General features: G+C 50.0%; 20 protein-coding genes and 1 tRNA gene. 15 read left to right on the forward strand and 6 right to left on the reverse strand.

Annotated features, from left to right (window positions below; translation table 11 throughout):
• Positions 1 to 15: 15 nt before the first annotated feature.
• On the reverse strand, positions 16 to 849 hold the full coding sequence (locus IEV98_RS23820) for a sulfite exporter TauE/SafE family protein (protein ID WP_229738945.1): 834 nt from the start codon (positions 847 to 849) through the stop codon (positions 16 to 18).
• Between the two features lie 109 nt (positions 850 to 958).
• Between IEV98_RS23820 and IEV98_RS23825 the strand changes: the two genes are divergently transcribed.
• From IEV98_RS23825 to IEV98_RS23870, 10 genes are all read left to right on the forward strand, one after another.
• The gene (locus IEV98_RS23825) at positions 959 to 1246 is read left to right on the forward strand and encodes a YgaP family membrane protein (RefSeq protein WP_188508566.1); all 288 of its coding nucleotides are present in this window, start codon (positions 959 to 961) and stop codon (positions 1244 to 1246) included.
• Positions 1247 to 1297: 51 nt separating this feature from the next.
• A complete protein-coding gene (locus IEV98_RS23830; RefSeq protein ID WP_188508567.1) occupies positions 1298 to 2872 on the forward strand; it encodes a lipopolysaccharide biosynthesis protein in 1575 nt (524 codons plus the stop codon).
• Positions 2865 to 3812: a glycosyltransferase family 2 protein gene (locus IEV98_RS23835; RefSeq protein WP_188508655.1), complete on the forward strand. Its 948-nt coding sequence runs from the start codon at positions 2865 to 2867 to the stop codon at positions 3810 to 3812. The genes IEV98_RS23830 and IEV98_RS23835 overlap by 8 nt, the downstream gene beginning before the upstream one ends.
• A 5-nt stretch (positions 3813 to 3817) precedes the next feature.
• Positions 3818 to 4885 (forward strand): glycosyltransferase, encoded by a 1068-nt coding sequence (locus IEV98_RS23840; protein ID WP_188508568.1) that lies wholly within the window; start codon positions 3818 to 3820, stop codon positions 4883 to 4885.
• Positions 4882 to 6087, forward strand: coding sequence for a glycosyltransferase family 4 protein (locus IEV98_RS23845; protein ID WP_188508569.1), 1206 nt, complete (start codon positions 4882 to 4884; stop codon positions 6085 to 6087). Before IEV98_RS23840 ends, IEV98_RS23845 begins: the two co-directional genes overlap by 4 nt.
• A complete protein-coding gene (locus tag IEV98_RS23850; RefSeq protein ID WP_188508570.1) occupies positions 6074 to 7261 on the forward strand; it encodes an O-antigen ligase family protein in 1188 nt (395 codons plus the stop codon). The genes IEV98_RS23845 and IEV98_RS23850 overlap by 14 nt, the downstream gene beginning before the upstream one ends.
• 5 nt (positions 7262 to 7266) lie before the next feature.
• The gene (locus IEV98_RS23855; RefSeq protein WP_229738947.1) at positions 7267 to 8262 is read left to right on the forward strand and encodes a glycosyltransferase family 4 protein; all 996 of its coding nucleotides are present in this window, start codon (positions 7267 to 7269) and stop codon (positions 8260 to 8262) included.
• A complete protein-coding gene (locus IEV98_RS23860) occupies positions 8259 to 9812 on the forward strand; it encodes a right-handed parallel beta-helix repeat-containing protein (RefSeq protein WP_188508572.1) in 1554 nt (517 codons plus the stop codon). Before IEV98_RS23855 ends, IEV98_RS23860 begins: the two co-directional genes overlap by 4 nt.
• Positions 9809 to 10717 carry a glycosyltransferase family 2 protein gene (locus IEV98_RS23865; protein ID WP_188508573.1) on the forward strand — a complete coding sequence of 303 codons (909 nt, stop codon included), beginning with the start codon at positions 9809 to 9811 and terminating at the stop codon, positions 10715 to 10717. The genes IEV98_RS23860 and IEV98_RS23865 overlap by 4 nt, the downstream gene beginning before the upstream one ends.
• Positions 10718 to 10875: 158 nt before the next feature.
• The gene (locus IEV98_RS23870) at positions 10876 to 11586 is read left to right on the forward strand and encodes a sugar transferase (protein ID WP_188508574.1); all 711 of its coding nucleotides are present in this window, start codon (positions 10876 to 10878) and stop codon (positions 11584 to 11586) included.
• A gap of 45 nt (positions 11587 to 11631) precedes the next feature.
• Here IEV98_RS23870 and IEV98_RS23875 read toward each other — a convergent pair whose 3' ends face one another.
• Positions 11632 to 13086 carry a sialate O-acetylesterase gene (locus IEV98_RS23875; RefSeq protein WP_188508575.1) on the reverse strand — a complete coding sequence of 485 codons (1455 nt, stop codon included), beginning with the start codon at positions 13084 to 13086 and terminating at the stop codon, positions 11632 to 11634.
• A 128-nt stretch (positions 13087 to 13214) separates the two neighbouring features.
• Here IEV98_RS23875 and IEV98_RS23880 point away from each other — a divergent pair, with 128 nt between their 5' ends.
• Positions 13215 to 14483 carry an MFS transporter gene (locus IEV98_RS23880; RefSeq protein ID WP_229738948.1) on the forward strand — a complete coding sequence of 423 codons (1269 nt, stop codon included), beginning with the start codon at positions 13215 to 13217 and terminating at the stop codon, positions 14481 to 14483.
• Between the two features lie 139 nt (positions 14484 to 14622).
• On the opposite strand, the gene IEV98_RS23885 is transcribed toward IEV98_RS23880, so the two are convergent.
• Positions 14623 to 14694, reverse strand: a tRNA-Arg gene (locus tag IEV98_RS23885).
• A 337-nt stretch (positions 14695 to 15031) separates the two neighbouring features.
• Here IEV98_RS23885 and IEV98_RS23890 point away from each other — a divergent pair.
• Positions 15032 to 15394 carry a DUF2200 domain-containing protein gene (locus IEV98_RS23890; RefSeq protein WP_188508577.1) on the forward strand — a complete coding sequence of 121 codons (363 nt, stop codon included), beginning with the start codon at positions 15032 to 15034 and terminating at the stop codon, positions 15392 to 15394.
• A 137-nt stretch (positions 15395 to 15531) separates the two neighbouring features.
• Positions 15532 to 18459 carry a hypothetical protein gene (locus IEV98_RS23895; protein ID WP_188508578.1) on the forward strand — a complete coding sequence of 976 codons (2928 nt, stop codon included), beginning with the start codon at positions 15532 to 15534 and terminating at the stop codon, positions 18457 to 18459.
• 22 nt (positions 18460 to 18481) lie between these two features.
• Here the strand turns inward: IEV98_RS23895 and ychF are convergent, their stop codons facing one another.
• Positions 18482 to 19582, reverse strand: a complete 1101-nt coding sequence (gene ychF / locus IEV98_RS23900) for a redox-regulated ATPase YchF (protein WP_188508579.1) — start codon at positions 19580 to 19582, stop codon at positions 18482 to 18484.
• Between the two features lie 74 nt (positions 19583 to 19656).
• On the opposite strand from ychF, the gene IEV98_RS23905 reads away from it, so the two are divergent.
• Together IEV98_RS23905 and IEV98_RS23910 are read left to right on the forward strand one after the other, a co-directional pair.
• Positions 19657 to 19992 carry a Rieske (2Fe-2S) protein gene (locus IEV98_RS23905; protein WP_188508580.1) on the forward strand — a complete coding sequence of 112 codons (336 nt, stop codon included), beginning with the start codon at positions 19657 to 19659 and terminating at the stop codon, positions 19990 to 19992.
• Positions 19993 to 20077: 85 nt separating this feature from the next.
• A complete protein-coding gene (locus IEV98_RS23910) occupies positions 20078 to 21880 on the forward strand; it encodes a serine hydrolase (protein ID WP_188508581.1) in 1803 nt (600 codons plus the stop codon).
• Positions 21881 to 21883: 3 nt separating this feature from the next.
• Here IEV98_RS23910 and IEV98_RS23915 read toward each other — a convergent pair whose 3' ends face one another.
• Together IEV98_RS23915 and IEV98_RS23920 are read right to left on the reverse strand one after the other, a co-directional pair.
• Entirely contained in the window at positions 21884 to 22129 is a 246-nt protein-coding gene (locus tag IEV98_RS23915) for a DUF1456 family protein (RefSeq protein ID WP_188508582.1), read from the reverse strand.
• Positions 22130 to 22143: 14 nt separating this feature from the next.
• Positions 22144 to 23445, reverse strand: a complete 1302-nt coding sequence (locus IEV98_RS23920; RefSeq protein ID WP_188508583.1) for a DEAD/DEAH box helicase — start codon at positions 23443 to 23445, stop codon at positions 22144 to 22146.
• Between the last annotated feature and the right edge of the window lie 44 nt (positions 23446 to 23489).

Raw genomic sequence — 23489 nt, forward strand, 5'->3', positions numbered from 1 at the left:
ATGACTACAAAGATATCAAAACAACTCCCTGCTCAAAATATAAATCCCCATGGTGAGCACAAACCAACCGAAACCTGAACGCAGCCGATCCCCCGGTATATTACGGCCGAAAGCACTTCCAATGACCACACCAAATACAGTAATGGCCAATATTTTCAATAAGAACGGCCAGTCGATGTAGACATGCCCGATATCGCCGACAAAGCCCACCGACGAGTTAACGGTAACGATAAATAACGAGGTACCGATAGCCGTTTTTATGGGAATACGGGCGAGTAAGACCAACGCGGGGATAATCAGAAATCCGCCGCCTGCTCCCAGAAGTCCGGTTACCAAGCCGATACCTGCTCCAAAAGCCAATAATTTGGCTAAGTTGGTCGGTGTGTCTGTAGGTTGCTCCCGATGCCCGAGAATCATGGAAACCGATGCGGCAAGCATCAAGGCCGCAAAGAAAACCATAATGGCTGTGGATTTGGTGAGCGTAATGGCTCCCAGTTGCAGAAGCACCTCGGGAATTGCTGGCAGCACGTATTTCCTAACAATAAAAACGGTCACCACCGACATCAGTCCAAACGAAAGGGCTGCCTTCATATCCACATAGCCCTTGCTGTATTGATAAACTGCGCCCGTGAGGCTGGTCATCCCAACAATAAACAGCGAATAGGAGGTCGCCAACGTCGGTTCGATATGGAATAGATAAACAAAGACAGGTACCGTGAGTATGGAGCCACCGCCACCGATGAGACCCAGGGAAATGCCAATAAAGACAGCCAGGATGTAGCCTAAAATTTCCATCAATGGTGCATCGTGTCGTTGGGTACGTTGGACAAAGTACGTGTAATTTAACATATCTACCAAGGCGATCAACGGATATAATGTGCTTTCCCCGAAAACCAAATGGCAAGGTAGTTGTTTGTATTTATAGCTAGTAAAGGTAATTATCAAGAGATTGAAAGATATGGACACCAAAACCAAAGAAATATTGGACGACGTAAGAGAGCGGCTCAGGGAAGCCAATGACAACCGAAACATCGCCAATTCCGAGCGCCTTTTGTCAGTGGCAGCCGGCACTTTCGTGTTGTATACGGGCATTACGCGTATGTTTAAAACACCGCTTTCCTCGTTGGCCGAAGTAGCGGTTGGGGGTGCACTTATCCTGCGCGGAGCTACCGGTTATTGCCCGGTCAAGGACTCCGTTTGCCCGCAACATGAAATAACCGTCGTTGAACGGATATTGGAAGACTAAGGGTAAGTTTTGGCCGATCGGCATTTTTGCCGATATTGCTGGGCTTAAAATATGAATCCCAATACCACCGTACCGCCACAGGAGACAGTCGGCGAGTCACATCGTGCGAAACGGGTATTTGCCGGCTCGCTATGGGGCATCTTGGCCAAGATCCTTGATGCGCTGGCTAAATTTATCACCATCCCACTGCTTGTAGGTTTCTATGGCAAGGCCGATTACGGCCTTATTGCATTGGCTTTTTCACTCAATGCGTATCTCCGATTAATGGATTTGGGATTCAATGTAGGTGCGGTGCGATATTTTTCCATGTGGACTGCGAAAGAGGAGTGGGAGAAAATCGGAAATGTATCGCGTTCCAGTGTTGTTTTCTATGGCGTAATCGGGCTGGCCAATGCGGTCATATTCCTTGGTATGTCTGCCTATGGTCAACAACTTTTCAACCTGACGGATGCACAGGTGCCGCTTTATCGGCAAATGATGTATATCCTCGCCTTTTCCACCGTGTTGAACTGGCTTTCCGGCGTGGCAGTCCAGCTACTTAGTGCTAAGGACGAATTGGCGTACGTCAATCGGGTGACGGTCGTCAGTAGCATACTCAATTTTACAGTGGCACTGCTGGCTATCCAATTGCATTGGACGCTCATTACGTATTTCGCCTGGTATACGCTGACCACGCTCATTCCCATCCCGTTTTACATATGGCGCCTACGGGTCTTCCCGATATCTCGAAGCGTATTATTAGCGCCCCGATGGGATGGTGGTGCTTTCCGGGAGATATTGACCTATAGTTTGGCGATTTTTCTCATGGGGCTGTTTCAATTGACGGCCAATAATCTCCGGCCATTGTTGTTGGGCAAGTTTGCCAACGGAATGGAGGTACTTACCGATTACCGGGTCATCCAGACCATCGCGATGCTCATTGTAGCATTCGGCGGCGTATTCATGCAGGTACTCTTGCCTTCAACATCCAAGGCGTATGCCGAGGGAGATCACCAACGTATTGAACGCATGGTATTCGAGGCCACGAAATACATCTCCATTTTTTTGAGTTTCATGGTTTTCGTACTGATATTGAATGCAGACGAAATCTTGTTGTTGTATATGGGCAATGACTACAGCGGCCTTTCATTATGGTTGTCGCTTTGGTTACTCACGGTGTTGCTTTCCATGCACAACACGCCCGTTGCCAGTTTGGTGCTTTCTACCGGGAAAACACGGTTTCTGGTTTACTCTTCGGCTGTGGCTTGCATGGTTTCCCTACCCATCACCATCATCTTTGCGCCTAGCTTGCAAGTGGGGGCGGCTGTGGTAGGATATCTGGTGTATATGGTACTCCAGATTGGTTTTTTTTACAGTTATTACATCCCGAAAGTGCTCCGACTGGATGGGTTTCGGTTGTTCACCCGCGCCTTTCTGCCCGCAGCAGTCGGCGGTGTATCGGCACTGCTCATTAGTCGGTATGCTACAGGCCAGCTTACCCTGCCTCACGGATATGGCATGGTTATCGCCAGTTCAGTTATCTTCGCGGTGATATATGTGGTATACCTGTTGATGTTTGTGCTAAAGCCAGCAGCTATCCGCGAATTGAAAGAAACACTTATGGGGAAAGGAAATGGCAATGCCTAAATTCTCGATTTGCATCCCGGCTTATAAAAGCCGCTTTTTGGAAGAATGCTTACAGTGTGCGCTCAACCAGTCGTTCGTCGATTTTGAATTGGTCATACTCAACGATTGTTCGCCCGAACCTGTGAAGGAAATCGTAGCAGCGTATACGGACACCCGTATCCGCTACTATGAGAATGAACGCAACGTTGGTGCAGTCCGATTGATCGATAACTGGAATAAATTACTGGCATTGGCCGAAGGGGAGTATATCGTCATACTGGGTGACGATGACCGGATGGAACCCGATTTCCTGAGTGAATTTACGGCTTTGATGGCAAGTTATCCCGGCTTGGATGTCTATCATTGCCGGAGCCTGGTCATCGACGATCATAACCATCCGATCCAGCTCACACCGGCGAGCCCGGCCTTTGAGCATGTATGCGATCATATCTGGCACCGCCTCCGGCAATGGCGCTCGCAATACATCTCCGACTTTGTATACCGCACGGATGCCCTTCGGGAGTCAGGGGGTTTTTATGACCTGCCGCTCGCCTGGGGTTCGGATGATATCACTGCATACAGAGCCTGTGCGGGAAAGGGTATCGCCCATACGAACAAACCGGTGTTCAACTACCGGAGTAACAGCCTATCCATCAGTTCCTCAGGGAGCGACTTGGAAAAAATGCGAGCCAACGTTGCATATGCCCGATGGCTGCGTGATTTTTTGGAAGGGCACACCCCGCATGAAACGGAACATGTTGTGTATAACAGCTTAATTGAACAGCAAACGATGCTCATGGAACAGCGCAAGCAGTATACGATGGCGTTGTCCATGCGTGGCCGCCGGTTGAACAAGTTCTGGATGTGGTACACACACCGTAAGGAATTCGGTATCCGGTTCAGCGATATCATCGTCGCGGCGTTAAAATCACAGGGGCTGCGCAAAAAAATGCCGAATTGAAGACCATGGATATAATCTTCAATCCCCCGGTCAATGATGAAAACCAATATATTCGATTATTGGTAGACGAATTGCGCGCCAAGGGTTATCGGATACATCCATTAGATACCCTATTTTCCAGCCGCAAACATTTTCGGTCTATTAAACTGGTGCACCTCAATTGGTTTGAAAATATCGATGATAGCAGTTTTTTTGTGGCATTGCGGAGCTTTCTGCGTAAGCTGATTGTACTGGTTGCCATCCGAATCAGCGGCAAACCCTTAGTTTGGACCATGCACAACCGGGTTTCTCATGAACAAGGTACGGCCCTTTTCAGTCGTGCAATCACCGCCCTGCTGCTACGTTGGTCACATCGTATTGTTATCCATGCCCGACAATCTGAAGGTATAGTTGCTGCACATGGAGTAAAGGTATTACAGCGTTTAGTATACATTCCCCACCCAAATTTCATCGGCGTGTATGGAGCGGTACATCCTCGCCATGCCCAGGGGTCCGATAAGTTGCACCTGCTGTTTACCGGCATGGTGAAGCCCTATAAAAATCTGGAACTGCTTATCGATGTGGTAGGTAGTTTCGGGGAGCAAGTACAACTCACCATCGCAGGTAAAGCCCTTAATGAACGCTATGAGCAACAGGTGCTCAATCGCGCACAGCACATGGGAAATGTAACCCTGCTGCCTTATTTCGTGCCCGATGGAGAAGTGGCAGCGTTGTTGGCGGATGCGGACGCAGTAGTGTTGCCGTATGATTTGGCAAGCAGCCTCAATTCTGGTACAGCGATTTTGGCATTTTCCTATAAAAGGACGGTGATATGTCCTGAAATTGGAACGATTTCGGACTTAGACCAGCATATGGGGGATACGTTTCACTACCGGTATGGTACCGAAGAACAGCACCGTAGGGTATTAAGGGAACAGATCGCCCGGGCGCTGAAATTAAAACAGCGCGACCCAGCCGCCTTGGACAACTTGGGCAACCAGTTGTACGAATATATGGCGGCGGTACATGACCGGCAGCGGATAGGCTGGGAACTGGATAGGGTATACCAACACGTATTGGGGAGGGCGGCATGAAGATTTTATACATCAATGCACTTTATGCCCCGCATATCGCAGGCGGTGCCGAAATCTCCCTCAAACTCATTGTGGAGGGTATGCAGGCCAGGGGGCACGAAGTGGTTGTGTTGAGCTTGGCGCCGGAGGGTGGTTTGCGAAGCGAATGGGTGGATGGGGTGAAGGTCTATCGCGCTGGTTTGAAGAACGGTTACTGGCCATTTGCCAAGGAGCGTCCAGGCAGATTCCGCAGGTTGCTGTGGCATGTCCGCGACCGTTATAATACATCCATGCGAGCTTATGTCCGCGAAGTGTTGAACGCGGAACAACCAGCTGTCGTATCCTGCCACAATTTGGTGGGCTGGTCGATTTCCGTATGGGATGAGATACATCATGCGGGCATTCCCATTGTGCAGGTATTGCATGACATGTACCTGTTAAGCCCGAATAGTACGCTTTTCAAAAAGGGACGCACAGCGGCACACCAAGATGCGCTGAGCCGCTTACTGCGAGTTAAGCACCGGCGGGCATCACGTGGGTTGGCTGCTGTAGTCGGCATCAGTCAAAGTGTGTTGGGGCGCTTTCTCCAATACGGGTATTTCGAGCAAATTCCACATTATGTGGTGCACAACGCGCGGGATATCCCCGCAGCCCATCCGCCGCGTACACGCGAGGAAGGTGCTCCACTCACGGTCGGCTATATCGGCACACTTACTGCGGTCAAGGGTGTGGAATGGCTCATCGAGCAGTTTAAGGCGTCAGGAGTGGAGGGCCGACTGGTGATTGCGGGTAGTGGCAAAGCAGACGATGTTCAGCATTTTCAGCAGCTCGCCGGAGATGGTGGCCGTATTGTGTTCGCGGGCTATGTAGATCCAAGTGACTTTTATGCGAACATCGATCTGCTGGTTGTTCCTTCCCTATGGGAGGAACCCTTGGGCATGGTGGCTGTAGAAGGTTTGGCAAACAATTTGCCGGTTATTGCAAGCAATCGGGGCGGTTTGCGAGAAACCGTCGTTGATGGCGATAATGGAATCCTGTGCAACCCCGATGAGCCGGATTCGCTCGGACAGGCGCTGATCTGGCTTTGGAAAGATGTCGCGTTGTATAACCGGATGGCGCGCGCAGCGCGGCCATCCGTTGGCGAATACCTGAGCGTGGAGCGCATGGTAAACCAATACGAAAACGTGTTAAGTACGGTAACAACGGATCATGCAAATACCTAAAACGATGGCGGAGCATAAGACGACGATTTGCGAGGTGCTATTTTGCGTGGCCCTACTTGCCGTTTTCCTGCCGTTTAAAATCTATCCACTGGTGTTTTTAGTGGCATCACTTTTTTTCGCGATGGATACGTCGGTTAGGCTGTGGCACCCGTGGGTGGTTTTTCTGGCGATTTTTACGGGCTATGCCCTGCTTGTCTTCCTCGTCGGTTTACCAGACGGCCATCGGGACATGACCAATTTCCTCAAGCTGCCCATCAATTTCTGTTACCTGTATTTTGCGGTGGGATGGCTCGCGCGGCGCGATAACAGCCGCCTATTGCGCTGGGTGGATCTGGCGTTGCATGTCGCGCTCGCCCTTACGTTGTTGCAATTGTTGATCTATCATCAGGCCGTTGGATTCCGCTGGATAGCTGGTGCGAGCGGTTCAGCACAGGGAAGTGCCCTTTACCGTGCTTCCCATTATTTCTGGGGGTTGGATGATAAGAATATGTTCGGCGCCCGTATTGCCCTATTGGGGTTTGTCTATGTGTTATTGCCGCTCGTGCGGCAACAAGGCAGGGTGTGGTGGCGTATTGCCTTGGTTTTGCTGCTTGCCTGGCTGTCCCTGTCGCGTACACCGGTGGTGGCATTGCTCATGGGTGTATTTTGCCTTGTTTGGGCGGCTTCGGGCATCCGTTGGCGGGTGGTACTTGGTTTAACGGCGGTATTGGCACTTCCGCTCATCGCCCAAAAAGTTATCCGGATAGAAAACATCACCGCCTCCAACGACGGCATGGGGGTCCGGATGGTGTATTGGAAAGCATTTTTCGAGCACTTTACCACGATTTCACCACTGGGCAACGGGTTTATGAGCGGCGGCGATTTCCTGGATCGGTATGCAGCGTTTTATCACGGCGAGCCGCATATCCATAACACGTTCCTCAGTTGTTACCTCGATTTCGGTATTATCGGTTTGGCTTCTTATGTGTTGTTCCTTTTTTACTTTTATCGTTTCTGCCTGGCGAGGCAATCCACTAAACTATTTTGGTGGATCGCGGCTGTCCCCCTGCTGGCCATCATGATGATTTTGTATTCAGGGTACGACAATGATATTATCCTTTACCTGGTATTGATATTCTTATTGGGGAGCGGCCATCCCGTCGCTATAAAGCATGTTAAGGGGAGGATAGCCTGATGGATATGCGTGTACTGATCGATAACAGGTGGGATGGCGATACGGGTATCGGAAAGCTGTACCGTGAGGTGATGGCTAGAATGCCTGCAGAAATTTCACCTTCGTTTGTACAAAGCCGATTGGCGTTGGGCAACCTGCTAACCCCTTTGGTGCTCGCCCGTGAAATCCGTCGGTGTGATGCTGAGGTATTTTATAGTCCATCGTTTATGCCGCCGCTGTACAGTCGTATTCCATTTGTGTTTACGATCCATGATTTGATGCACCTGTTTTATTACACACCGTGGCATCGCCTGTACTACCAACAGGTGATTGCTAGGCTGGCTACAAGAGCGAAGCAGATCATTACCGTATCGGATTTCAGCAAAGGGCAACTGGTCGATCTGCTTGGGATTGACGAACGGTTGATTACGGTCGTGTATAACGGTGTGGACGACCGCTATCGGGAAAATACGGACGCATTTCAGTGGGAAGTGCCGTATTTTCTCTATGTGGGCAACAGGAGAAAGAATAAAAACCTACCCGCCATGCTGACGGCGTTTGCCCGCGCATCTATCCCCTCGGATTTTATGTTCTTCCTTTCCGGTCACATGGATGAAGATTTATCGGTGTTGATTGGACAGCTCGGTATCAGCCGGAGGGTTCGGTTTTTAGGGCGTATTCCCGAGGAAAACCTGCCCGCACTGTATAAGGGGGCTTATGCCACGTTCTTTGTATCGCTCATGGAGGGTTTTGGACTACCCATTATCGAATCCATGGCAACCGGCACGCCGGTACTGACGTCTACGGCCGGTCCCTTGCCCGAAGTCGCAGGCGACGCCGCGCTATGTGTGGATCCTCGCAATGAAGACGCGATTGCAGCTGGCATCGAAACACTGGTAAACGATCGTACCCGCTATGATACATTAAAAAATAAAGGCTTGGTGCGGGCCGCCCAATTTACCTGGGATAATACGGCAGCGAAGACGTGGAATGTGATCACAACAAAACGGCCAAAGCAATGAAGGTAGCTCATTTTTTTCAACTCTTATCGATTTACGGGGCTTTTATGGCCTTGGCATGCGTAGCCGAGACGCCGCGGCAGGCAGAAGCCGCTATGGTTGAAGGCGGGCGAAGGATCGATGTCAAGGCGTTTGGTGCCAAGGGCGATGGGAAAGCCGATGATAGCCAGGCCATACAAGCTGCCCTTGACAGCGCATCGATGGGCGACACGGTTTATCTTCCTAAAGGGACATACCTGGTACGTACCATCCGGCTGGTACCCAATGTCCACCTGGTTGCGGATGGTATGCTGAAGCAACCAAAGGAACTAACAGGGCATTTTGCAGTGGAGAAGCAACATTCAGACGCACCACTTTTTCGCGCGCACCGGATTTCCAATGTGTACCTCGCTTTTAATGCGGAGACCGTCAATGAAGCCATTTATGCATCGCAATGCGCCAATATCACGATTGCCGATAGCCATATCACCGGCGATTCCACCAATGACCGCTCTTTTCCAGCGGTGTTGTGGTACGATTGCTTGGCCTCACGCGTGGTGGGTACGACCATCAGCCATTTCGGAATCGCCCGCAAATCCCCGAAAACCTATCACCCTGGTACGGCCGTTCGGGTGCTATCAAGCCAGGGTGTTACCATCTCCGGCAATCGCTTCCACCACAATGGGGAAAACGGCATTTTCGTCCACGACAGCGGTGACGTCGAAATCGACGGGAACCACATCCATCACAACGGGATGAGTGGTATCCAGGTGGCTTTCAATACGGCCGATCGAGTGGCTAATTACCGGATTACCAACAACCGGCTGGAACATAACGCTGCCGATGCCGTGGATATCAATAACCGGGCGCATGGCCGGGTGGTAGCCATCAATGCACTCATTGCGGGAAATTATAGCAATAACAACGGTTTTGTGAACGGCGAATCGACCCCCGATGGTTCTGGAATGGGTACCCTTATCGGTATCTCGGGGGTGACTCTGAGTGGAAACCAGGCTTTTAACAACAATAGGCCTGCACTCTATATTGAAGGGTGCGGAGACATCACGGCCAACCGGAACATGACCGACGGAGCTTTTGAATTGGTAGGACGGTGGGAGAATATCCGTATGGAAGGAAACAGTTTCCATACGTTGCGCTTACTGGCCAATGCTGAAGGGCGGTCACTGGATATCAGGCACAGCCAAATAGGTAGTGTGATGTTGCCCAATGGTATCCGCATCGACACCTTGCGCCTCATCGAAAACGAAATCAAGAGCGGTCCCGTCAATATCAACATGGAAGGGCACTTGAAGTTTGAAGGAAACCGCCTGAACAGCGGCCATGAAGGCGGAGCACTCCTATTGGTCAATGTGGCAAGCGCTTCCCTGTTGGGTAACCACATCCTCAATGCAAAGAATGCAGCGATTACGGTAAGGAAGACAGCTTCGAATGTGCGTATAGATAGCAATTTCGTCACATCCGGTGGTGCCTGGATCCATGATTTCGGCCCGCCGAATATCAAAATCAACAATAATCAGATAAAAGAACACGTCAAATTGGATGGATTGCGATGAAGGTGAATGTTTATATACCGACACTGAATGGAGGCAAACGCTTTCTGGACTTACTCGAAGCATTGGCCGGACAGACCCTTCCCGTACAACACTATATCGCGGTCGATTCGGGCTCCACGGACGGGACGGTAGAAGCGGCGCGGGCCAACGGCTTTGAGGTGATGGGATTGGGGAAAACCGGATTCGACCACGGTGGCACACGCCAATTGGCGATCAATACATACCCCGAGGCAGACGTTTATATTTTTCTTACACAGGATGCCATTCCGGCCGACGCTTCGACGTTCGCCAACCTCGTCCGTGCTTTTGATGATCCGCAGATCGGTATGGCATACGGTCGGCAGCTCCCGCATGCCGGTGCCACACTTCAAGAAAGTCATGCCCGGTTGTTTAACTATCCAACGCAATCCCAGATTAGGGAGTTGGCCGATGCGGATAGGTATGGCATCAAAACAATCTCCTGTTCCAATTCCTTTGCCGCCTATCGCCGCGTTGCTTTCGAGGAAGTGGGCGGCTTCCCGTTGGGTACCATCATGGGCGAAGATGTTATTGTGGCCGGTAAATTATTGCTGAACGGCTGGAAGATGGCTTATGCCGGGAATGCTTGCGTATACCATTCGCATGATTACCGGGTGCGCGAGGAGTTTGAGCGTTATTTCGATATCGGCGTATTCCATAGTGATAATCGCTGGATATTCGATTCTTTTGGGCGCGCCGATGGCGAAGGCTTCCGGTATGCCAAGTCTGAAGTCAGGTATGTGGGCCGTCGTAATCCGTTTGCTCTTTTCAAAGTAGGTTGTTCCTTCGTTGCAAAATGGCTGGGGTACAAACTCGGACTTGCTTATCGATCACTACCCCCCACGCTGCGGAAGGCGTTTTCGATGTACAAAGGTTATTGGAAGTAAACTCGGCCGCCACACCCTAAATTGTGGAATTTTTCCCCACTTTATCAGCCATCTGATTCCATCAACCCTGCCTGATTCGCTATATAGGGCATTAGGTATGATTTGTAGAATATGGCACTTAATTGGCATTTAAGTCAATGTAATTAAGTGGAGACACCATGATAAGAGAAAATCAAATACAGCAGCTGACCTATAACGTCGATAATTCGATATATGAGTTGATAACTTATCAACCGGCATTTCGGATAGATCTTAACGCAGTGAAACGGAAACTCCTGGTTTACCAGGAAACCATCTTTCTCAAACGCGTATTTGACATCTTGTTTTCTGCCCTGGTGCTGATCGCAGGCTTGCCAGCTTACGTGGTGCTGGCCTTGATCACGAAATTCACTTCGGCTGGCCCGGTATTCTATAAACAGGAACGCATCGGCAAAAATCAGAAGCCATTTTTTATCTACAAGTTCAGGAGCATGCAGGTGAATGCTGAAAAAGCAGGTCCTCAATTGGCATCTGATGATGACCCCCGGATTACGAAATGGGGGAAATTTATGCGAAAAACCCACCTCGATGAGCTACCCCAATTTTGGAACGTATTGAAGGGTGATATGGCCATCGTCGGCCCTCGTCCCGAGCGTCGGCATTTCATCAACGAGATTAAGGAGCGCAAGCCCGAATACACGCAACTCTTCCGCCTTAAGCCAGGTATCACCTCCATCGGACAGGTGTATTATGGCTACGCCGAAAACGTGCAACAAATGTGCGAACGGGTGAACTATGACTTGGATTACCTGTCGAGCATGAGCTTAAAGACCGATATCGGTATCATCATGCAGACGGTGAAGGCAATGGCCCAAGGAAAGGGGAAGTAGTTCAGTAGTTCACGGCCTACTTAACTGACTAACAGTGGTTTCTTTTTACGGGGCGTATTTTACCTCCTGCGTAACGCTTGGCCAATCGTCCGTGCGAAACGGTGCCGCCGGCAACCCAATTCCATTAAAGAGACTGCTTTCGCCCGCGTCATCCGCCCACGCATAGCGAACTGCAACTGGCTTGGCTACCGAATCACTGTGCAAGATAACCGTGTTTCCTTTGATGGTAGCATGCGCAGGCTTGAATTGTTGATCTTCACCAGCTATTTCAAAACCAAGCAATTCGGTGGCATTGTTTTTCGCGGCCAACCCGCCGTCAACATGGTCGAAGCTCACGGTCAGCCGATTGCCCGATACCTTAAACTGCTTAAAAACCGGACCACTGTATTCCACCTTTTTGCCGTACGCGTCGTGCAATGCTACCAATGCCAGCCGTTTTCCGACATCCTGTTTGTTACGGGGATGGATATCGTCCGTCTCCCCGATGTCGGTGGTTACGGCCATGCCGGTGTGCGGAAGGGACAAGGTCAGGGTTTGCGCTTCGCGTAGCTCAGCCCAGGTACTACCCGTGGCGCTTGTGCCGCCACCAGCTTTGAAGCTGGCCAATTGCACAAAGTAAAATGGAAAATCGCCCAGCCCCCAGCGTTGGCGCCAGTCTTTGATAAGCAAAGGGAAAGCCTTGCGGTATTGATAAGCGCGGCCGGCATTGCTCTCACCCTGATACCAGATTGCTCCTTTGATGGTATATGGAATTAATGGACTCACCATGGCGTTAAACAATAGGGTAGGGTAGGCATTGGGTTTGCCCTTGATGGCTTCTGCTTCGAGCTCGGGTACGTTGGCTATCATCGCAGCAAATTCGGGATCTTGTTCAAAGGCTTCCTTGCTTGTCCATGTTTCCACCATGGTGCCACCCCAAGAGGTGTTGATTAGCCCAATGGGCACATCCAATGCGTTACGGAGTTCGCGGGCATAGAAATAACCCACGGCGGTAAAGTTACCTACGTTAGCCGGGGTGGTCTCCTGCCATGTTACGGCACCATCGATGTCCGGTAATGGTTCCCCGGCCACTGTATTCGGTATCTTCACGTGCCTGATCTTCGGATAACTGGCCGAAGCGATTTCCTCGTCTGCGTTGGCCGAAGCACTGACAGGCCATTCCATATTGGATTGGCCGGAGCAGATCCACACGTCACCGACCAATACGTCTGTGAATTCCAATTTATTTTTACCATTGACTGCTAACTGGTACGGGCCCCCAGCGCGCTCCGCATCCAGTCGAACCAGCCATTTACCGTCGCTTGTTGCCGTTATTGTCTTTGTCTGTTTGTTCAGGGATACCGTTACCGACTCATTTGGGTCTGCCCACCCCCATACTGCGATGGGCTGGTTTCGTTGCAGGACCATGCCATTGCCGAAAATTTTAGGTAACCTTACATCGGCAAATACGACGTTACCTATAAAAAGTAATGCGAAAGATAATAGCGTAATTTTTTTCATATAAGTTTAGAAATGGTACAATTTGTCTTTGATAATCAAAGATAGCTCTTTTTCTTTGCGTAGCTGTTGCCCGCAGGAATATTTTTGAGCTTACGTAACAATTAACTACGAAGCATCGTTAACAGCGAATGAACACAACTCCGATGACACAATCCTCTACGATTCCGTTTACTCGCTACCAGATCATGGTAGTTGTTATTTTAGCCATCACGCAATTTACGGTGATCCTCGATTTTATGATTATGTCTCCCTTGGGCGATATCTTGATGAAATCGATGCACCTGATACCTTCGGAATTTGGCTTGGCAGTATCGGCCTACGCCTTTAGTGCTGGCATTTCGGGCTTCCTTACTGCCGGCTTCTCCGATCGGTTTGATCGTAAGAAATTGTTATTGTTCTTTTACGTCGGCTTCATCATCGGCACGGTGCTCTGTGGAATCGCACATACCTACTGGTTTTTGGTATCGGCACGGATCATTACCGGACTGTTTGGCGGAGTTATTGGATCGATTTCCATGGCGATCATCGCCGATTTATTTGCCCTGCAACAGCGTGGTCGTGTGATGGGTTACGTGCAGATGGCTTTCGGTGCCAGTCAGGTGTTGGGTATCCCTATCGGATTATATATCGCTACCGGTTGGGGCTGGGAAATGCCTTTCCTCATGGTAGCTGCACTCGGGGTGTTGACTGCTGTGGTCATCGGGTTTTACTTGCGCCCCATCAACGAACACCTGCGTGTCAAAAGTGAAAAATCGGCTTTTGCTCACCTTTGGCATACACTTGCGCAGCGTAATTACCGTATTGGATTTATGGCTACCGCGTTGCTGTCGGTGGGAGGCTTCATGATGATGCCCTTCGGTAGTGCATTTGCCATCAATAACCTGCAGGTGACCGAGCAACAGTTACCACTATTATTTATGGTATCAGGGCTGAGCACGTTGGTTATTATGCCTTTCGTGGGCCGCTTTAGTGACAAAGTGGATAAGTATAAACTGTTTGTGATCGCGTCATTGTGGTTGATGGTGATGTGCGTTTGGTATACCAATCTCTCAGTAACCCCACTTTGGATCGTGGTCGTGCTCAATGTGTTGTTGATGGCCGGGGTCACCAGTCGGATGATTCCCTCTTCGGCGCTGACGAGTGCCGTTCCTGAACTGAAAGATCGGGGAGCTTTTATGAGTATCAACGCATCTTTGCAACAATTAGCCGGTGGCATTGCAGCAGCATTGGCGGGAAAGATTGTGGTGCAGCAAACCAATTTCAGCCCCCTTGAGCATTATGACGTAGTGGGCTATGTCGTCGTGGTCTTTTCCATACTCGGATTGTTTTTTATGTATCGGGTGGATCGGGTGGTAAAAAGGGGGATTGCCCTTAAAAACACAAAAGCACCTCTTTAAGGTGCTTTCTAGTGTTCCCGAAGGGATTTGCTGCGTCCCTTTACCCCGTACGCTTATCCGCAGCGAGATAGTTCGAACCCCGGCCCGCTTCGGTTCTCATCCCTAAAAACACAAAAAGCACTCTGAAAGTGCTTTCTAGTGTTCCCGAAGGGATTCGAACCCCTATCTTCAGAACCGGAATCTGAAATTCTATCCATTGAACTACGGGAACAGGGTTGCAAAGATATTCAAAATTTCGAAATCAAGACAGTGGCCAGCCAATATTTTTAAGTTTTACTAAAAGCTCAGGGCAACACCTTCCCACAATGCAATCATTTCCTCGCTATTACCCCTGTGTGTTTTAACCGACTCAAACTTCAGCTCGCGGTATTCCTGATTTATCGCGTACGCTCTTTCACACGGGCTACCTGCCATGGATGAACAACAGAATCCGTATATTAGCCATATGAATCCGGCATTCAGGAAGATGGTGGGTCATGAGTATCTCCGCTGAATTCCATTGGATAGCTTATCAGCTAACGACAGGAAACATTTTAAATACATACGATATGAAAACTACTCCCGAGCACGATGCGAGAATTGCAAAAATGACATTTGCATCGGTATATCCGCATTACATCACTAAGGTTGAGGGTAAAGGCAGGACAAAAGCAGAATTACATCAAATCATAGAATGGCTGACCGGATTTGATAACAAAAAACTGCAAGAACTCATTGACGAGAACGTAACTTTTGAGACTTTTTTTAAGCGAGCAAAATTGAATCCCAATGCACCACTGATAACGGGGGTAATCTGTGGTTATCGGATAGAAGAGATTGAAAATCCATTAACCAGACAGGCGAGGTACCTAGACAAGTTGGTAGACGAATTGGCAAAAGGCAGAAAGATGGAAAAGATCTTAAGGCAGTGATCAAAAAAACGGAAATGTAGATTATCCGATGGCCATAACTGCAGCTCGGCGGGGAAATGGTTGGTTTTCCAGAAACAAAAAGGTATATTGCTTGCGCAATCGTCATCTAGAAAGAAACGAACCAATATTACCTGTCTATGATGCAACGAAATATATCGGCTATTTGGTGCACGGTGTTCCGCAATAAGCTAATTGATTTGCTCCTTCTCCTTTTTATGCTTTTGGCTATCCAAACGGCCACCGCACAGCACAAGGCCTTAAAGGTTACGGAGCAGGCGTTGGATCGGCTTCGGGAAACAGCACCATTGGAAAAGCTTCATCTACAGTTCGACAAATCAAGCTATATCCTGGGTGACACGTTGTGGTACAAAGCTTATGTGTTGGATGGATTTATGGGAGCGCCCTCGCTACGGAGCGGCATTGTCTATGTCGAATTGGTGGACGGTGAGGGTGAATTGGTGCAGCGATCCAGGCTGGTTGTTTTGGGCGGGTCGGCCCATGGTGAATTCGTGCTGGACCCGGCGGTTGCAAAGGCCGGCCGGTTTATGGTTCGTGCTTACACTCGGTGGCTACTGAACTTCGGGGAAGATTTCTTTTGCCATCAGTATATCGATGTTTTTGGCGACTACCACCAGGAGTGGGCGATAGACATGTCACCTGTCAACTTCGTCGATTCCGCTGATGGATCGGTACTCGATATGGCGATGGTTTTGAGAAGCGTGGATGGTACTCGATTCGAACCGCAGCCGGTAACGGTGGAGCTGCGGGATAACGGCCGGCCGGTGTCCAGCCAACTTGTGCTGGTGGATGGATCGGGAGCGCTAGCAACGCAGTTGAAGGTTCCCAAAAGAACGGTTTCGGGGGATATGGAGGTGGTATTGCGGAGCTATGAGGAGGTCAGGTTGCGGTTTCCATTAACCACGGGGATGGTCAACGCGCACTACGATGTCCAATTCCTCCCGGAAAGTGGTTATTGGTTGGCGGATATCCCGGCGGTCATGGGAGTGAAGGCGGTAGACCAAGATGGCTTGGGCGTGCGTGCGAAAGGGGTTGTGGTAGCGCCAGATGGTACGGAAGTTGCAAACTTTGATTGCGTACATAAAGGGATGGGGCGCGTAGCGCTACCGCCTTTGCCCGTGGGCAATTACCAGGCCCGGGTAACCTTCCCCGACGGCGCTCAAGCTACCTATCCGCTTCCAGGACAAAAGACAAAGGGGTTGGCGCTCCACTATAGCGAGCAGCTGAGCACACCCGAACGTTTCGCAGTGCAAGTTTTGGGTACCGATGCTGCTTTTGTCGATGGCTTGGTCTTGGTGGGGTTTGCACGTGGAGCCATGTGTTACGGCATTTCGATCAAGAAAGGCGATAATCTATTGTATGTCAATGTGAAAAAGGATGCCTTTCCTGAGGGTATTGTCCATTTTTCGCTGTTGGATGCCGCCGGAAAACCCCTGGCTTCCCGTATGGTGTACAACCACAGAGAGAACAGGGGATTATCGATACAGGTGTCTCCCCACCGGCAAGTGTACGGCAAGCGCGACAGCATTGCACTGCATGTCAAGGTTACAGACGCTGATGGGCAACCGGTACGTGGCAACTTTGCCATGGGGGTGACAGACGACGGCCGTTATCATGCAAATAGATTGGAAGAGACCATTCGTACACGCTACCTGCTATCGTCCGAGCTCCAGGGATATATCGAGGATCCTGGTTTCTACCTGGCTGCCGACAGTGGTGCCCGGATGGCTGTCGACAATCTCCTCCTTACCCAAGGATGGGTACGTTACGACCAGTCGCTACTACCGAAGGTCGCCAAGTTTACCCACCCGCCTGAGCCTTTCTTCCGAATTGCTGGGACGGTCAGTAACGGATTCGGTAAACCGCTTGGAAATACCGAAGTCTCTTTGGCGGCGATAGGCAAGAACGCGTTTATGATGGATACGGTGGCAGATGAAAATGGGGTGTTCCGATTTCAGCAGTTCCCGCTATTCGATTCGTTGGGATTCGTCATAACAGCCAAGAACAAGCGGGGTAGGAGTTTCAACGTGAGAATCGAATTGGCGCCGGATGTCGAGCGGATGGTCACACCCAACACGGACTGGCGGGCGGGCGAACGTTTGCCCTGGTATGTCAATTTAAATCGGAACACCCAACGCGCGGTGATTGCCCAACGGGAGCACTTACGCAATACGATTTACGGCACGGAAGGCGGCGACCTCAAGATGGTTATGCTGGAAGAGGCTAACGTAACCGGACGGCGGGTAATCAAGGGGTCGACAAACCTCAACGGACCGGGAAATGCTGACCAAGTGATTGATGAGGAAGAATTGATGGAACACGGTACGAAAACCCTCCTGCAGATACTCGCAGAGCAGGTGGAAGGATTTCAGGTGGGGAGGTTCCCACGTAGTCGTTCCGGGAAACCTGCGTACATGGTTTTCAACAGGCCCGTACGGATCATCTTTGACGGAATGGATATCGAACGGTTTTACGACCCGGTAGAAGGGATGCCCGAAAACGACCATCTCTTATTTGTAAAAGGTCACTTGCAGGGCTATACGGTAGACGAATTGGTCGGTATTGAGGTGATGTCTGGTGCAGGATACAGTTCAAGGTACAATTCCTATTTTTTGCATGGTTCGGAGTTGGTCGCTTCTTCGGGGCAAGCACAGATTGCGCAGCCCGGTCCCGGCGCGGTAAACCCCTTAAGCAGGACGAGTGCCGTTATGGGGCTCAATCCCGTATACATTAACATTACAACACGTAGTGGTATGGGTTTGTATGACCGCCGCACGCCGGGCGTGGTGCATTTCAGGCCCATGCCATTCGCTTGGCCACGCGATTTCTACAAACCCCGTTACCCGGTCGCTTGGGCCGATAAGGGAATACCAGACCTGCGATCTACCATCCATTGGGAACCGTTTATCATCACCAATGAGCAGGGCGAAGCGACCATTTCATTCTATGCCGGCGATTTGCTGGGGAGCTATACCATCCGTATGCAAGGCTTGGACGATAAGGGCAACCTCGGTGTCTTGCACCAGCAGCTTCCAATCCTTGAGTAGCTGACTTTCGGTTGGCCGATCGCTAGACGTTGAAGCGGAAGTGCATGATATCGCCATCCTGCACCAGATAGGTTTTGCCTTCTACACTCAGTTTACCAGCTTCTTTCACGGCGGCTTCCGAGCCATATTCGATAAAGTCAGCGTATTTGATGACTTCGGCACGGATGAAACCCTTTTCGAAATCAGTATGGATGACGCCCGCAGCCTGTGGGGCGGTATAACCATTTTCAATGGTCCAGGCCCGCACCTCTTGTACACCTGCGGTAAAGTAAGTGGCCAGGTTCAACAGTTTATAAGCCGCTCGGATGAGTTTATGCACCCCCGATTCGTTCAGACCGAGGTCTTCCAGGAAAAGCTGGCGCTCTTCGTAGCTATCCAATTGCGCAATTTCCGATTCAATCTGCGCGGAAATAATCAATACTTCGGCATCCTCATCCTTCACAGCCTCACGCACCCGGTCTACATAAGCATTGCCCGTATTTACGGAAGCCTCATCTACATTGCAAACATACAGGATGGGCTTTACGGTCAACAGCGACAAGTCGCTGATAAATTCGAAATCCTCTATAGATATGGCCGCTGTACGGGCGGATTTGCCGGATTCAAGATGGCTTTTCACCACCGAGAGGATTTCGTAGCTCCGCTTGGCTTCCTTGTCATTTCCAGTTTTGGCTTGCTTTTCTACCTTTTGGACGCGTTTGGTTACGGTATCCAAATCTTTCAGCTGTAATTCGGTATCGATGATTTCCTTGTCGCGCACCGGGTCTACCGATCCATCCACATGTATCACATTCCCATCGTCGAAACACCGCAGTACATGAATGATGGCATCTGTATTCCGGATGTTGCCAAGGAATTGATTACCCAGGCCCTCGCCCTTGCTAGCCCCTTTCACGAGGCCTGCAATGTCCACGATTTCGATGGTATTGGGCACCACCCGTTGCGGCTTTACCAATTCCGCGAGTTTATTCAAACGTTCGTCCGGTACGGTGATTACCCCCACATTGGGCTCGATGGTACAAAATGGAAAATTAGCTGCCTGGGCCTTCGCATTGGAAAGGCAGTTGAATAACGTGGATTTGCCTACGTTCGGTAGGCCTACGATGCCGCACTGTAATGCCATGAATTGTTGAAAATTTTGAAAACGGGGCAAAGATAACAATTAGTATTGTCTTTAAGTATTATCTTTGGACAACCATGAAGTGGATTAAAGTAGCTGACGGCGAGATTCCCAAAACAGATGGAATCCGGAAAATCAAAATAGGTGGGAAACACGTCTGTATCATCCGTCACGGTGACAAGTTGCATGCCACCTCCGTGCGTTGCCCGCACGCCGGGGCCGACCTTTCGGGCGGGTGGTGCGAAGAAGAGCGGCTGATTTGCCCCTATCATCGCCATGCATTTAGCTTGGAAACCGGTAGGGGTGACCCCGGCCAGGGCGACTATATCACTGTCTATCCATTGGAGGAACGGGCAGGTGAGTGGTTTATCGGTATGAAAGAAAGCTGGCTGGGCAGCTTGTTCAAAACTTAATGCCCATTGTTTGCGTAACCATTTCAATAGCTGGGCGTCTAATCATGGAATACTTAATTGTTGCACCTTAATCCGATAAATTACCATGCGAACGCGTTTGTTGTTACTCACCATGTTATTGGGCGGTCCGGCTTTCCTTTGGGCACAACCTGGCTCACCGGCTGCCAAGTTAATAGGCATTGATTCGTTGCTGGTGAAATTACTCGATGATTATAACGTTGCAGGTTTCTCCGTAGCCGTGGTACATAAGGATAGCGTAATTTATGCCAAGGGGTTTGGCTACCGCGATTACGAAAAGCAATTGCCTGCCACACCTCAAACACTTTATGCCATTGGGTCGTCATCCAAAGCCTTTACCGCAGCGTTGTTGGGTAAGCTGTTTGGGGATAGTCTCTCATTGGATGACAAGGTAACGAAGCATTTGCCACAGTTGGAATTTCAGGATGGCAGGGAGGTCGATGTAACGGTACGCGACTTGATGACACACCGTACGGGCTTAACACGCTACGACTTTTCGTGGTATGTGTTCAATTCCGATTCGCGAGATAGCCTATTGCAACGGGTAAAGTATATGAAACCCGATGCAGACTTACGGGCCAGATGGCAATACAACAATTTCATGTACTTAGCGCAGGGCATGATTGCCGAGCGGATGAGCGGAAAGACGTGGGAAGAAAATATCCGCGAGCATTTTCTCACCCCCCTAGGGATGACGCGCACCAATTTTGACGTGAATGATATGGCTAAGGATGCCGATGCTTCGATAGGGTATACGGTTACCGACAAAGATTCCATTAAAATGACGCCCTACTTTGAAATCCGTGGTATGGGACCTGCAGGCAGCATCAATAGCAGTGTTGAAGAAATGGCTAATTGGCTGAAAACGTGGATCAATAACGGAAAATATGGAGGGAACCAAGTGATTCCCGCGGCCTATCTGAAAGAAGCGGAGAGTTCGCAAATGGTCATTGGCCCAGGCTTGCCTGGGCGCAAGCATCCAGACGTCCATTTGGCCAATTACGGCTTGGGCTGGATGATTGGCTCCTATCGGGGGCACTACCAGGTAGAGCATGGTGGTAATATCGATGGGTTTTCGGCCAGTACGGCTATTTTCCCCACAGACTCGCTCGGCATCGTGGTGCTGACCAATCAGAATGCCTCCGCGGTACCTGGCGTGGTACGTAATTTTATTGCGGATCGTGTTTTAGAGCTGCCTTTCGTTGACTGGAATACAAAAACCGTTAAAAAAGACACGGCCACGGTAGATACCGCCAGCCAGGAGGAGGATGTAGCCCGGATCAAAGGAACGAGACCTACCCATGTGCAGGCCGATTATACGGGCATGTATAGTCATGCAGCATACGGACAGTTTGCCATCGGTCTCCATGGCGATACACTCAAAGCCGCCCTCGGCAAGCAGCGGGTATGGCTAAGTCATTATCATTACGATGTGTTTGAGCTCAAAGATATCGATGCTCAGGGAAATGCTGATACGTCGGACGGCGGTGTCAAGATCAACTTCCGGACGGGACTCGATGGTCAGGTCGAAGGCGCTGCCCTCTCTTTGGATGATCCCTCTGGCAACGCGGTGGAATTCAAACGGCAACCAGATGCCAAGGAGGTATCCGAAGAACAATTGCAGGCTTATATCGGCACCTACGAGGTGGGCGGTATGAAAATCAGTATTACGGTTGAAAATGGTATACTGTTTATGGATGTTCCCGGCCAAACCAACTATGAGACGATTGCACAGGGCAACCATTACTTTAAGCTGAAGGCACTGAGCGGGTTTGCCATCCGTTTTGAAATAGATGAATCCATAGGTAGGGCCATCGTCATGTACGCCATTCAACCCAATGGCACATTCAAAGCTGTACGGATCAAATGATGGTCACTTTTTTTCACCGCCATCACGACGGGGTCTCGGACCACGTTTGTAAATGATCAGGCCGTTCAGAAAATTGCGGAGCAGTTGGTCACCGCAGGGTTTGAAGTTGGGGTGATCTTCTTTGCGGAATATCGCGCCAAGCTCTGTTTTGGTTACCCGGAAATCCGCAAGTGCCAATACCTCGATAATATCGTCGTCCGTGAATTTTAAAGCTACGCGGAGCTTTTTCATGATATCATTATTGCTCATGGTCGTAAATGATCCTACCGTGAAATTTCTATCTTAATTTTTTTGCCTTTTATCTTTTCGTCTTTAACCAACCGGATAACACCATCAACCCGATTGCGTTTTACCGCTGCGTAGGCCGAGTGGTCCAGCACCTCGATCAGCCCCACGTCGCCTTTATCCAATCCCCCTTTTTTAAGCAATAGTCCCACGATATCTACCTTGTTTATTTTTTCTTTCTTTCCGGCGCCGATGTAAAGTGTCACCCAAGGCGAAGGCTGCGGTAAGGGGGCTATTGCCGGTAGGACTTCTTTTTCGGGCAATTCAACCAAATATGCTGGTTTTTCGTCTGGAGTTAAAAGCAGGTACGAAGTACCGGTAGCATGCATCCTTGCGGTACGCCCATTGCGGTGCAAAAAGGCTTCCTCATTGTGCGGTAGTTGGTAATGGATGATGTGCTCAATTTCAGGGACATCCAAGCCGCGGGACGCCAGATCGGTGGTAACCAAAATGCGATGGCTGCCATTCCTGAACTTGAGCAATGCCCGTTCCCGGTCTTCCTGCTCCATTCCGCCGTGGAAAATATCATGCGGCAGCTCCCTGTCCCATAATAGGTCGCTGATGCGCTCCACCGCATCGCGGTGGTTGCAGAAAACAAGTGTAGGCTCGTTACTTATTTTGCAGATCAGCGTAAACAAGGCATCGAGTTTATCGGCAGCATCGGCGATGACGACCTTTTGTTTTAGATTGGGTGCCGATGCCGTATGTGATAAAAAGTTAAGTGTCTCCGGTTCGATTATGCCGGTAAACGCAGGGATTTCATCCATTGGCGTGGCCGATGTCAGTACACGTTTTCGCACTGCCGGCAATTGCCTGATGATATAAGTCATGTCTTCCTGGAAGCCAAATTCAAGTGACTTGTCGAATTCATCCAGAATCAACGTGCTCACTGTACTGGTATCAAACGTCTTGCGTCGCAGGTGGTGAGCAATGCGGCCGGGTGTACCGATGAGCACGGCAGGCGGCTGCGATAGGTTGTTGATTTCAATAGGAACAGGATGTCCGCCATAAAAGCAATTCACCTTAAATCCACTGCCCATGGTTTTGAATACCTGCTCAATCTGCAGCGCAAGTTCCCGTGACGGTACAATGATCATTGCCTGGACAGTGGAAATGTTTTCTTTCAGTGATGTGAGCAAAGGCAATAAAAAGCCGAGTGTCTTTCCCGAGCCTGTGGGCGAAAGCAAAACGAGGTCGCTTTTTTCGTCTACACGGAGTGCGGCCTCCTGCATTTCGTTGAGCGCGTTTATTTTTAGATTAAGGAGTGCACGTTTTAACATGTGTATGGATGAGTCGGCATCAAAGATAGGGGAAAAACCGTGGA

This window comes from Parapedobacter pyrenivorans (assembly GCF_014636865.1).
GTDB lineage: Bacteria > Bacteroidota > Bacteroidia > Sphingobacteriales > Sphingobacteriaceae > Parapedobacter > Parapedobacter pyrenivorans.

Bases quoted from the DNA above. Each gene is read 5' to 3' on its own strand.
- IEV98_RS23820 (WP_229738945.1), bottom strand. From the start codon at position 849: ATGTTAAATTACACGTACTTTGTCCAACGTACCCAACGACACGATGCA.
- IEV98_RS23825 (WP_188508566.1), top strand. From the start codon at position 959: ATGGACACCAAAACCAAAGAAATATTGGACGACGTAAGAGAGCGGCTC.
- IEV98_RS23830 (WP_188508567.1), top strand. From the start codon at position 1,298: ATGAATCCCAATACCACCGTACCGCCACAGGAGACAGTCGGCGAGTCA.
- IEV98_RS23835 (WP_188508655.1), top strand. From the start codon at position 2,865: ATGCCTAAATTCTCGATTTGCATCCCGGCTTATAAAAGCCGCTTTTTG.
- IEV98_RS23840 (WP_188508568.1), top strand. From the start codon at position 3,818: ATGGATATAATCTTCAATCCCCCGGTCAATGATGAAAACCAATATATT.
- IEV98_RS23845 (WP_188508569.1), top strand. From the start codon at position 4,882: ATGAAGATTTTATACATCAATGCACTTTATGCCCCGCATATCGCAGGC.
- IEV98_RS23850 (WP_188508570.1), top strand. From the start codon at position 6,074: ATGCAAATACCTAAAACGATGGCGGAGCATAAGACGACGATTTGCGAG.
- IEV98_RS23855 (WP_229738947.1), top strand. From the start codon at position 7,267: ATGCGTGTACTGATCGATAACAGGTGGGATGGCGATACGGGTATCGGA.
- IEV98_RS23860 (WP_188508572.1), top strand. From the start codon at position 8,259: ATGAAGGTAGCTCATTTTTTTCAACTCTTATCGATTTACGGGGCTTTT.
- IEV98_RS23865 (WP_188508573.1), top strand. From the start codon at position 9,809: ATGAAGGTGAATGTTTATATACCGACACTGAATGGAGGCAAACGCTTT.
- IEV98_RS23870 (WP_188508574.1), top strand. From the start codon at position 10,876: ATGATAAGAGAAAATCAAATACAGCAGCTGACCTATAACGTCGATAAT.
- IEV98_RS23875 (WP_188508575.1), bottom strand. From the start codon at position 13,086: ATGAAAAAAATTACGCTATTATCTTTCGCATTACTTTTTATAGGTAAC.
- IEV98_RS23880 (WP_229738948.1), top strand. From the start codon at position 13,215: ATGAACACAACTCCGATGACACAATCCTCTACGATTCCGTTTACTCGC.
- IEV98_RS23890 (WP_188508577.1), top strand. From the start codon at position 15,032: ATGAAAACTACTCCCGAGCACGATGCGAGAATTGCAAAAATGACATTT.
- IEV98_RS23895 (WP_188508578.1), top strand. From the start codon at position 15,532: ATGATGCAACGAAATATATCGGCTATTTGGTGCACGGTGTTCCGCAAT.
- ychF (WP_188508579.1), bottom strand. From the start codon at position 19,582: ATGGCATTACAGTGCGGCATCGTAGGCCTACCGAACGTAGGCAAATCC.
- IEV98_RS23905 (WP_188508580.1), top strand. From the start codon at position 19,657: ATGAAGTGGATTAAAGTAGCTGACGGCGAGATTCCCAAAACAGATGGA.
- IEV98_RS23910 (WP_188508581.1), top strand. From the start codon at position 20,078: ATGCGAACGCGTTTGTTGTTACTCACCATGTTATTGGGCGGTCCGGCT.
- IEV98_RS23915 (WP_188508582.1), bottom strand. From the start codon at position 22,129: ATGAGCAATAATGATATCATGAAAAAGCTCCGCGTAGCTTTAAAATTC.
- IEV98_RS23920 (WP_188508583.1), bottom strand. From the start codon at position 23,445: ATGTTAAAACGTGCACTCCTTAATCTAAAAATAAACGCGCTCAACGAA.